Here is a 10,568-nt window from a genome sequence, read left to right as displayed (position 1 = left end):
GATACAAACGGCGCAACCGGATCGAGATCATGTTCGGCAGGCTCAAGGACTGGAGGAGGGTTGCGACCCGGTACGACCGCTGCCCACAAGCCTTCTTCTCAGCAATCGCACTCGCTGCGACCGTAATCTTCTGGCTTTGAAGGAGAACGAGTCCTGAGCCTAGGCGATGGTTCGGGCTTGGCTAGGAGATCCCGACGGTCAACACCCTATTGGGCCGCAGACGCGCGGATGGCGCGTCTGCGGCGGTTTCTCCCGAAAGATCATCGCTGCTTTCGCGGTGAGCACTGGCCGCGGTAAGAACTGGCGGGTTGCGCGCAGCGGTATCGTGATCAGACGCGCAGGCCTGCGTTGCTGCGCCGCGCCCGTGCACGAGTTCGCGGGCAGATGTGAAGTCGGCCTCGGGCGGCTATCAAGCGGGCACCCAAAGCTTGTCTAACGCGTTGATTTCCAATGGAGGCCTGAGCCGCTTGCCCCATCGCACGGCGCGCCTAATGGATTGCGTTGACCCGCAGAGCAGCGCGAGCGCGACGCGCGCCTGTTGACAGCTCTGCTCTTAGGTTGTCTTTTGTAGGACAAATAAGGAGGAGAGTCGGATGCGGGTCACTGCTGCCATCCATCGCGCGTTTGAAATCGCACAGATCGACGACAGGCTGTATGCCGCGTTCATCGAACACATGGGCCGGGCCATCTATTCCGGTATATACGAGCCGGGGCACCCACAGGCGGACGAGCATGGCTTCCGCCGGGACGTGGCGCAGATGGTGCGGGATCTGAAAATCCCCGCCATCCGCTACCCGGGGGGCAACTTCGTTTCGGCCTACAACTGGGAGGACGGGATCGGGCCGAAGGAGGATCGTCCGGTGCGGCTCGACCTTGCGTGGCGCAGCAAGGAAAGCAATCAGGTCGGGATCAACGAGTTCGCGGTCTGGGCCGAAGATCTTGGCATCGACATGATGCTGGCGGTCAACCTCGGCTCGCGCGGGATCTCGGACGCGCGCAACTTCATGGAATACGTCAACCACCCGTCCGGGACGCATTGGTCCGATCTGCGCCGCAGCCACGGCGTGGAACAGCCCTACAACGTGAAGATGTGGTGCCTTGGCAACGAGATGGACGGCCCTTGGCAGATCGGCCACAAGGAGGCCAAGGAATACGGCCGCCTTGCCGACGAGACCGCCAAGGCATTGCGCCAGCTCACCCCCGGTGCCGAGATGATCGTTTGCGGCTCGTCCAACGACGAGATGCCGACCTATCCCGACTGGGAGCGCGGCGTGCTCGAAGAGTGTTACGAGAACGTCGACTACATCTCGCTGCACAAGTATTTTGGCAACTCCAGCAACGACACGCTGAACTTCTTCGGCAAGGTCGAGGAGACGGGCCGCTATATCCAGTCCATTGCCGGGGTGATCGACTTCGTGAAGGCCAAGAAGCGGGCCAAGAACGACGTCCACATCTGCTTCGACGAGTGGAACGTCTGGTACCACAAGCGTCAGCAGGACTCCGAGAACTGGAAAAGCTGGGACTGGCCGGAAGCGCCGGAACTGCTGGAAGAGGATTACAATTTCGAGGACGCGCTGTTCGTCGCCTGCCTGCTCAACGAGTTCATCCGCCGCTCGGACCGGGTGAAGATCGCCTGTATCGCGCAGCTGGTGAATGTCATCGCGCCGATCCGCGCCGACAAAGGCGGCAAGGCTTGGCGGCAGTCGATCTACTGGCCCTACCAGCTTGCCTCGCTTTACGGACGCGGCACCGCGCTGCGGGTCTCGGTGGACGGGCCGACCTATGACTGCGCGGTGGCCGACGATGTGCCGTATCTCGACGTGGCGGCGACCCATGACCCGGCGGGCGGCACCGTCACCCTGTTCATCGTTAACCGGCACCTGACCGAAACCGCCGATCTGCGGCTGGCGCTGACCGGCTTCGAGGGCGCTTCGGTGCTGGATCATCAGGTGATGGCGGGCCACGATCTGCGCGCGACGAACGGGCCGGACAGCGAGGCCATCGCCCCGGCGCAGGGCAGTGGCGTTGCGGTCGAGGACGGCACGCTTGGCGGCTCGCTCGCGCCGCTGTCCTACCATGTCGTCCGGCTTAAGGTGTAAGCCATGTCGGGCGTGAAGCTAACAGGCGTGAAGAAATCCTTCGGGGCGCATGACGTCATCAAAGACGTGTCGCTGGAGGTTCCGAAGGGGGAGTTCGGGGTCTTCGTCGGCCCCTCGGGCTGCGGCAAATCCACTTTGCTGCGCATGATTGCCGGGCTGGAGGAAAGCAGCGGCGGCACCATCGAGATCGGCGGGCGCGACGTGACACATGTGGAGCCCGCCAAGCGCGGCGTCGCCATGGTGTTTCAGAGCTACGCGCTCTACCCGCACCTGTCGGTGGCCGAAAACATGGGCTTCTCGCTGCGTCTTGCCCGTGCGCCGCGCCACGAGCGCGAGGAAAAGGTGCGCGAGGCGGCGCGGATCCTGCAACTGACGGATCATCTCGACAAGAAACCTTCGGCGCTCTCGGGCGGCCAGCGCCAGCGCGTCGCCATCGGCCGCGCTATCGTGCGCGAGCCCGAGGTGTTCCTGTTCGATGAGCCGCTGTCGAACCTCGACGCCGAACTGCGGGTGCAGATGCGGCTCGAACTGACACGGCTGCACCGGCAGATCGGCGCGACGATGATCTACGTCACCCACGATCAGGTCGAGGCGATGACGCTGGCTGACGACATCTTTGTGCTGAAGGGCGGCCACGTGATGCAGGCAGGGCGTCCGTTGCATCTCTACGACGATCCCGACAACCGCTTCGTTGCAGGGTTTATCGGCTCTCCGGCGATGAATTTTGTCGACGCCGTGGTCACCAGCAGCGACACCGGCTCCATCACCGCTCAGGCCGAGGAGGGCGTGCTGCGCGCGGCGCTGCAAGGGCCTAAGCCAGCCGAGGGCAGCCGCGTCGTGCTGGGCGTCCGGCCCGAGCATCTCGTCCCGACTGAAACCGGCGGCTTGCCGGTGACGGTGGAGGTGGCCGAGGAGCTGGGCGGCAACTCCTATCTCCACACGCGCTCGGCTTCTGGGGCGGACATCGTCTTCGAGCGGCGCGGCAGCCGCGAGCGACTCGAAGGCCAGCGGCTCAATATCGGCGCAGACCCGGACAAGGTTTTTGCCTTCACGCCCGAAGGGCAGAGGCTTCGATAGGGTCTGCTGGAGGGCGGACCCAAACAGGACGAGGCGCCTTTCGCCTCACGGTCAAGGAGGAGGACCGAATGAAACTGAAGACATTGGCACAGGTCTCTGCAATCGCGGCGCTTGCCGGTATCGGCATGCCCGCCTTCGCGCAGCAGACCGTCACTTGGTGGGATTTCTTCGCCGGTGGTGACGGCGTGCGCATGAAGGCGCTGATCGAGCAGTTCAACGAGGAACACCCCGACGTGCAGATCGAGGGCACCACGCTGGAATGGGGCGTGCCCTTCTACACCAAGGTGCGCACGTCCGCCGCCGTGGGCCGCGGCCCGGACCTGATGACCTACCACCTGTCGCGCATGCCGCTCGGCCTCAGCGAAGGGGTCCTTACCCCGATCACCGACGCCGATCTCGAGGCCGCGGGCCTCAGTGAAAGTGATTTCTTCGCCAGCTCGCTCGACGCGGCCAAAGGGCCCGACGGTACGCTCTACGCAGTGCCCTTCGATATCCATTCCATCGTGCTCTACTACAACAAGTCGTACCTTGAGGGGACGCGTTTTCTCGACGAGGAAGGCCAACTGACCGGCATCGAGAGCCTTGCCGACTTCGAGGAAGCCATGCAGGCCGCCGCCGACAATGGCTCGGAAAGCCCGGTCACCTATGCCACCGGCGACGACGGCGGCACCTACCGCGTGTTCTACACGCTGCTTTCGCAGCTTGGCGGTACGCTGATCTCGGACGACGGCGAAGTGCTGCCCGGCGACAGCGCCGAGAAGGCCGTGCAGGCGGTCGAGATCATGACCAATTGGCACGAGCAGGGCTGGCAGCCCGAGCAGGCGCTCTACGAGGCTTCGGTGGCGCTCTTCACCGCGGGCAAGTCGGCGTTCCAGCTGAACGGCGTTTGGGAAGTGCCGACGATGAAGGACCTCGAAGCCAGCGGTGACCTCGGCTTCGAATGGGGGGCGGTCGAGATCCCCAAGCTGATGGACACCCAGACCACCTGGGCCGACAGCCATGCCTGGGCGATCCCGGTGCAGGGCGACGAGGAGATGGCTCCCGAGAAGCGCGAGGCGGTCATGCAGGTGATCGGCTGGATGGAGAAACACGCGATCCAATGGGCCGATGCGGGTCACATCCCGGCCTACAAGCCGGTGGCCGAGAGCGACGCGTTTAAGACCATGGAGCCGAACGCGACCTACTCGTCGCTGGCCGATGGTGCGACCTATGATCCGCGCAGCGAAGTCGCCGGCGTGGCCTCGCCCGCCTATGACGCCGCCGTCAACATCATCTCGCCGGCCATGCACGGCTACCTGTCGCCCGAAGACGCGATTGAGCAGGTGAAGTCCGAGCTGGAAAGCCGGATGAACTGAGGCGCCCCCCGCGCCACGGCCCCCGCGCGCGCATAGGCGCGGGGGCTGAATACCCCTCTGGGAGGAGAATTGACGACATGGCCATGATCCGGAACCGGTCACGGCACAGGCTGGTGGCATATTCGCTGATCCTGCCCTTCGTGGCGATTTTCGCGCTGGTCTTCGCCTATCCGGTGATCGAGGTGGTCCGCATGAGCTTCACCGACGCGCCGCTGATCGGCGGCGGCGAATGGGTGGGCCTCGACAACTACGCGCGGCTGCTGTCCGACAAGCTTTTCTACAAGTCGCTGATCAACAACGGTTACTTCGTGCTGCTGACGGTGATCCCGACGACGGTGATCGCCCTGATCATCGCGCTGGCGGTGAACCGGCTGTCGGGGCGTATGCAGGCGCTGGCGCTGGTGATGTTCTTCATGCCCTATGTGCTGCCGGTCTCGGTCGTCACGCAGATCTGGGCTTGGATGCTCGACTTTCAGTTCGGCATCCTGCAGCCGGTCATCGAGTTTTTCACCGGCAAGCCCGTGCCCGTCTTCAAAAACCCCTTCTGGGTGATGCCCGCGGTTGCGGTGGTGACGATCTGGTGGACCAACGGCTTCAACGTGCTGCTGTTCCTCGCCGGTCTGCGCAACATCCCCGAAGAGCTTTACGAGGCGGCCAAGCTCGACGGCGCGACACGCAAGCAACTGTTCTTCAAGGTGACATGGCCGCTGCTCTGGCCAGTGACCGCGCTGGTGCTGACCCTGCAATTGATCCTGCAGCTGAAGATTTTCGACCAGATTTATCTTCTGTCCGAAGGCGGGCCGTTCAACTCCAGCTACGTGCTGCTGCTGATGGTCTACCGCGAGGCCTTCCAGCTGAACAATGGCGGCTACGCGGCGGCCATCTCGCTTGTGCTGTTCTTGATCATCGTGGTGATCTCGGTGCTGCAATTCCAGATCCTGCGCATCGGGGGGAAGGACAAATGACCCGGCAGAGACGTTTCGAAAACCTCGCCCTCACGGGCACGACACTGGTCGCCGGGCTGATCTGGATCTTCCCGCTCTACTGGGCCTTCGTCACCTCGATCCGCTCGGAGAACCGGGTGGTGTCGGACGCGGCGGGGTTCTTCCCGGATGAGTTCAATCTGTCGTCCTACGTGGATGCGCTGTTCAATACCTCGCTGGTCGATTGGTACATCAACTCCATCGGCACCTCGGTGATCATCACCGCGGTGGTGCTGCTCACCGGCATGATGTGCGCCTATGCGCTCAGCCAGATGCAGTTCGCCGGTCGCCGCCTGCTCTACGGCGTGGTGCTGGCCAGCTTCATGGTTCCGGCGCAGGCGCTGGTGGTGCCGCAGTTCGTGCTGATGAACGATCTCGACCTGATCAACCGCTGGGGCGGGATCATCCTGCCGCAGCTGGTCGTGCCGGTGGTGATCATTGTCTACAAGCAGTTCTTCGATGCGGTGCCCAAGGAGATGAAAGAGGCCGTGGTGCTCGACGGCGGCGGCGACTACACGCTGCTCTTCAAGGTCTACCTGCCGCTCAACTGGGGCATCACCACGGCGCTCGGCATCATCACCTTCATCATGAGTTGGAACGCCTTCCTTTGGCCGTTCCTCGTCATCACCACCGAGGACATGATGACCATTCCTGTCGGCATCACGCAGGTCAACGACGCCTTCGGCGTGGCTTATGCGCGGATCATGTCGGTCGCGCTGCTGGCGGCCGCGCCGGTGGTCATCGCCTATCTGATCTTCCAGAAGCGGGTGACCGAGGCCGTGATGATCTCGTCGGGCGTGAAGGGCTGAAGCATTCCGTATCCTCCCGGGTGCCGCGGTTCCCGGACTGTGCCCCCGCCGCTTGTCGGTGGGGGCTTTTTTCCGCGTGGGCTCGCGGTTCGGACGCTGACCTGCCGATCGGCGCCAGCCTTTGGGCGCGCCGGGAGCGGGGGGGCAAGGTCGTTGGTGAAAGAGAAGGGCGGCTCAGACCTTCAGCGTTGGCAGCCCGAGATCGAAGACGGTTGTGCCCTTGGAGTCGAGCAGCGCCGTGTCCACCAGTTCGGTCATCAGGCGGCGTGCGCCCACCGGGTCGCGGTTCTCGATCCTTTCGAACACGGCCGCATGTTCCTCGACCGGGTTGCGGGTGTGCGGATTGGACATGTCACGGTACCGAAACGCGGTGGTATGCGCGACGGCAGCGGTGATCCCTGCCGCCAAAGACAGAAGAACCGGATTGTGAGAGCTGATCAGGATGGCGCGGTGAAAACTGGCGTCCGCATTGTGCCAGCTGTCCTCGGTCATGTCGCAATACCGCATGGCATGCAGCGCGTCGCGGAAGAGTTGCAGATCCGCGTCGCTGCGGCGCTCGGCGGCGAAGGCGGCGGCGGGCGGCTCGATCATCGCCCGCATCTCGTAGAGCGCACGGATATACCAATCGGGCGGCGTGCCGCTCTCGAAGCTCCAGCGCACAACGTCGGGATCGAGAAGCGACCATTGCTCGTGCGGGGTGACCCGGGTTCCGCTGCGGGTACGCGTCACCAACATGCCTTTGCCCGCCAAGCGCCGCAGTGCTTCGCGGTAGGCGCCACGCGAGATACCGGTCTGGGCCAGAAAATCCATCTCTTTCGGGATTGGCTCGCCCGCGGCGAAGACACCGCTGACGATCTGGCGCCCGAGCCAATCGGCAATGGACTCGTTCTTGCGCTTTTCAGGCGCAGCGAGCGTGTCAAAGGCGACCTCAGCTGTGTTTGATTTGTCCGACATATCGAGAGTCTAGCCTGCGCCCTCGCCGTGTCAATTGAGCATGAGGCGAGCGTGCTAGAAATATTAGACAACTGAAATATGTTGCGCCGGACAGCCTCATAACCTGTGGCGCTGCACGTCTTCGGTATTGTTGTGCAAGGCGGGGCGGGGGGGCTCGGCAGGATACCGAAGCAGGATCCGCAACACCGGCGCGGCGGCCGCGGGCCACTGGGCGCACTGTGGCGTTGCAGATCGCTTGTTCCCGTCATCCATAGCTGCAAAACGCTGTTCGCCCTGAAACGCGCAAGGCGTATCAGGGCAGGGTTTGTGCGCTCTTAGGCGGTCGGTCAGGGCGTCGGCGGAACGGGGATGGTCTCCCCACTCTGCGCCGCGCGCAGGATCGCGTCGAGCACCGCCAGCGTGTGAAAGCCCGCCTCGCCCGAGCAGGTCGGCCCGTTGCCCGCGTCTAGGCCGCGGCACATATCGGCCAGACCCATGCCGCGATAGTCGGCCAGATCGGGGTAATCGACCCAGCCGTGAGGCGCGCCGAAGGGCATGTCCGACGTGTCGATCTCTTGCCAGACCATCGGCTCGGTCGCCATTTTCACCGTGCCGCCGAAATAATTCGGATCCGGCACCTGCACCGAGCCTTCGGTGCCGTGCAGTTCGAGGTGCGGCAGATCGTGGTGCTGCACGTCCCAGCTGGCGGCAAAGATCATCTCGGCACCGCTTTCGAAGCTCAGCAGCGCGTTCACATGCGTCAGTGTCTCGACCGGCACCATCTTGCCCTGCATCGGGCCGGGGGCGGTTACCCGGCGCTCGGTCTTGCCCTTGCGGCCGGTGGCGCGAACGGATCGGACCGGACCGGCCAGCGTGGTCAGCGCCGCGATGTAATAGGGGCCCATGTCCAGCACCGGCCCGCCGCCGGGCTGGAAAAAGAAGCCGGGATTGGGGTGCCAATCTTCGACGCCGTGCGACATGAAGAAGGCGGTGCCGCCGGTGATCTCGCCCAGCCGGCCTGCGTCGATCAGCGACTTTGCGGTCTGCACCGCCGGACCGAGCACGGTGTCGGGCGCGCAGCCCAGGTGCAGCCCGCGCGCGCGCGCCAGCTTCAGCAGCGCGCCAGCATCCTCGAGCGTCGCGGCAAGGGGTTTTTCGCTGTAGACGTGTTTGCCCGCCTCCAGCGCCGCGGTGCTCACCGCCGCGTGCGCCGCCGGGATGGTGAGGTTGAGCACGATATCGACGTCGCCCCGCGCCAGCAGCGCCTCGGGGGAGTCGCAGGCGTCGCAGCCATGTGCCGCCGCTTTTTCGCGCGCCGCCTGCGGCGACAGGTCGGCCACGGCGGCAATGTGAAACTCTTCAAACAGCGGCGCATTGGCGAGATAGGTCTCGGAGATGTTGCCGCAGCCGATGATCCCGATACCGCGGCTCATGACGCCACCCCGGTCTCTGCGAGCCGCGCCACCGTAGCCTGGGCGTTGCGCGCAAAGCGCGTCCAATCTGAGGGCTCGTCATGCTCGACGATCATCAGCTCGGGCTGGGCGTGGCGCATGAAGGCGTCCCAGATCGCCGCCCAGGGTGCGATGCCGTGACCGGGATCGGCCCAGCCGTCCTCGGCGGTGGTGCCGGGCGCTGCGACGTCCTTGACGTGGCCGATGCGCACCTGCGTGCCGAGGCGTTCCAGCCACGCCATCGGGTCCTGCCCGCAGCGCACCAGCCAGCCCGCATCAAGCTCCAGCTTCAGCCCGGGGGCGGCGGCCAGATGCTCCATCGGCAGCGAGCCGTCGGGCAGCGTGTCGAACTCGAAGTCATGGTTGTGCCAGCACAACGTCAGCCCCGCTTCGGCAAGCGTCGCGGCGGCGGTCGACAGCCGTGCAGCCAGCGCCTGCCAGCCGGCAGCGTCGGCGGGACGATCTTCGGGTTCCAGCCACGGCGCGACGACAAAGCTGGCGCCGAGGCTACGGGCGGTGGCAATCACCGTCTCCGTGGCGTCTGTGATGTCGGCGACGTCGAAATGCGCCGAGGTGATTGCCAGCCCGGCGGCGTCAAGCGTGGCGCGGGCTGCGGCAGGATCGGCATGCAGGTCGGGAAAGGTCTCGACGTTGGTGTAGCCCAGCCCGGCGAGGGTCTTGGCCTGATCGGCCAGGGACCCGCCGTCGCGGGAGGAATAGAGCATGAATGAGTGGCGATGGCGCAGGGTCATCGTGCCTCCGTGGTCTTGAGTGTCGAAAGGATAGGGGCGGGTCAGTCGGCCAGCAGTACGCCGCGGTCTGCCGACCAGCCGGCCCATGCGGTGGCGCCTTCGGCGAGACCGGGCAGGGTGCCCGGCAGGCTGACCTGCAGCGGCTCGGCCAGCCCGTCGATCCGCACCATGCACAGCGCGCGTTCGCCCAAGTAGGAGCGCTGGAGGATGGTGCAGCGGTGGGTGTTGGCCAGATCAGGACGGTCCGGGGTCAGGCTGATCCACTCGGGGCGCAGCGCCAGCGCGCGCGGCGCGTCGACAGCCGGCCCCTCATAGGCGACGGGGCCCAGCCCCGCCACCTGCGGATCGTTTTGTCCGGCGGCGAGGTCGAGGAAGTTCATGCTGCCGACAAAGGCGGCGACATCGCGGCTCTGCGGGCGCTCGTAGAGACCTTCGGGGGTGTCCAGCTGGGCGATGCGCCCGCCTTGCATGACGCCGATGCGGTCGGACATCGACATCGCTTCTTCCTGATCGTGGGTGACGCAGATGAAGGTGATGCCCAGTTCGCGCTGCAAGCGCTTGAGTTCCAACTGCATTTCGTCGCGCAGGCGTTTGTCGAGCGCCGAGAGGGGCTCGTCGAGCAGCAGCACCTTGGGGCGGCAGGCGACGGCGCGGGCCAGAGCGACACGCTGCCGTTGCCCGCCAGACAGTTGCGCCGGATCGCGTTCGGCAAAGCTCTCCATCTGTACGAAGCTCAGCGCCTCCATCGCCCGGCTGCGCGCCTCGGCGCCCTTGATGCCATGCGCGCGCAGCCCGTAGAGCACGTTTTTCAGCACGCTCAGGTGCGGAAAGATCGCGTAGCTCTGGAATACCATGTTGGTGGGCCGGCGGTGCGGCGGCACAGATGTCATCTCGGCACCATCTATGGTCAGGCTGCCCTTGGTCGCGCTCTCGAAGCCGGCGATGATCCGCAGCAGCGTGGACTTGCCGCAGCCCGAGGCACCGAGCAGCGAGAAGAACTCGCCACGGCGGATGTCGAGATCGATGCCTTTCAGGGCGTCGACGAAGCCGAAGGATTTGGTGATGCCCCGGGCCGAGATGAAGCGGTTTTCAGTGTCGGTCGATGTCAT

General features: G+C 64.9%; 10 protein-coding genes. 6 read left to right on the top strand and 4 right to left on the bottom strand.

The genetic code is table 11. The features are described 5' to 3' along the window. The 6 genes from ACXAJT_RS11345 to ACXAJT_RS11320 all read left to right on the top strand — a co-directional run. A partial coding sequence (locus tag ACXAJT_RS11345; protein ID WP_475235360.1) for a transposase occupies positions 1-140 on the top strand: 140 nt, incomplete at its 5' end. Between the two features lie 453 nt (positions 141-593). Next, on the top strand, positions 594-2,099 hold the full coding sequence (gene arfA / locus ACXAJT_RS11340; RefSeq protein ID WP_475235344.1) for an arabinosylfuranosidase ArfA: 1,506 nt from the start codon (positions 594-596) through the stop codon (positions 2,097-2,099). Between the two features lie 3 nt (positions 2,100-2,102). Then, the gene (locus ACXAJT_RS11335) at positions 2,103-3,176 is read left to right on the top strand and encodes an ABC transporter ATP-binding protein (protein ID WP_475235343.1); all 1,074 of its coding nucleotides are present in this window, start codon (positions 2,103-2,105) and stop codon (positions 3,174-3,176) included. Between the two features lie 68 nt (positions 3,177-3,244). Further along, on the top strand, positions 3,245-4,531 hold the full coding sequence (locus ACXAJT_RS11330) for an extracellular solute-binding protein (RefSeq protein WP_475235342.1): 1,287 nt from the start codon (positions 3,245-3,247) through the stop codon (positions 4,529-4,531). Positions 4,532-4,608: 77 nt separating this feature from the next. Further along, positions 4,609-5,496 (top strand): carbohydrate ABC transporter permease, encoded by an 888-nt coding sequence (locus tag ACXAJT_RS11325; protein ID WP_475235341.1) that lies wholly within the window; start codon positions 4,609-4,611, stop codon positions 5,494-5,496. After that, a complete protein-coding gene (locus ACXAJT_RS11320; protein WP_475235339.1) occupies positions 5,493-6,323 on the top strand; it encodes a carbohydrate ABC transporter permease in 831 nt (276 codons plus the stop codon). The genes ACXAJT_RS11325 and ACXAJT_RS11320 overlap by 4 nt, the downstream gene beginning before the upstream one ends. A 174-nt stretch (positions 6,324-6,497) precedes the next feature. Here the strand turns inward: ACXAJT_RS11320 and ACXAJT_RS11315 are convergent, their stop codons facing one another. The 4 genes from ACXAJT_RS11315 to ACXAJT_RS11300 all read right to left on the bottom strand — a co-directional run bounded on the left by ACXAJT_RS11315 (position 6,498) and on the right by ACXAJT_RS11300 (position 10,568). Continuing rightward, positions 6,498-7,277, bottom strand: a complete 780-nt coding sequence (locus ACXAJT_RS11315; protein ID WP_475235336.1) for a FadR/GntR family transcriptional regulator — start codon at positions 7,275-7,277, stop codon at positions 6,498-6,500. A gap of 326 nt (positions 7,278-7,603) precedes the next feature. Continuing rightward, the gene (locus tag ACXAJT_RS11310) at positions 7,604-8,689 is read right to left on the bottom strand and encodes a Gfo/Idh/MocA family protein (RefSeq protein ID WP_475235334.1); all 1,086 of its coding nucleotides are present in this window, start codon (positions 8,687-8,689) and stop codon (positions 7,604-7,606) included. Next, positions 8,686-9,459, bottom strand: coding sequence for a sugar phosphate isomerase/epimerase family protein (locus ACXAJT_RS11305; protein ID WP_475235333.1), 774 nt, complete (start codon positions 9,457-9,459; stop codon positions 8,686-8,688). Before ACXAJT_RS11305 ends, ACXAJT_RS11310 begins: the two co-directional genes overlap by 4 nt. A 41-nt stretch (positions 9,460-9,500) precedes the next feature. Further along, positions 9,501-10,568: an ABC transporter ATP-binding protein gene (locus ACXAJT_RS11300; RefSeq protein ID WP_475235332.1), complete on the bottom strand. Its 1,068-nt coding sequence runs from the start codon at positions 10,566-10,568 to the stop codon at positions 9,501-9,503.

This window comes from Salipiger sp. ABF4_146 (assembly GCF_056161345.1).
This window is presented reverse-complemented; position numbering and strand designations above follow the sequence as displayed.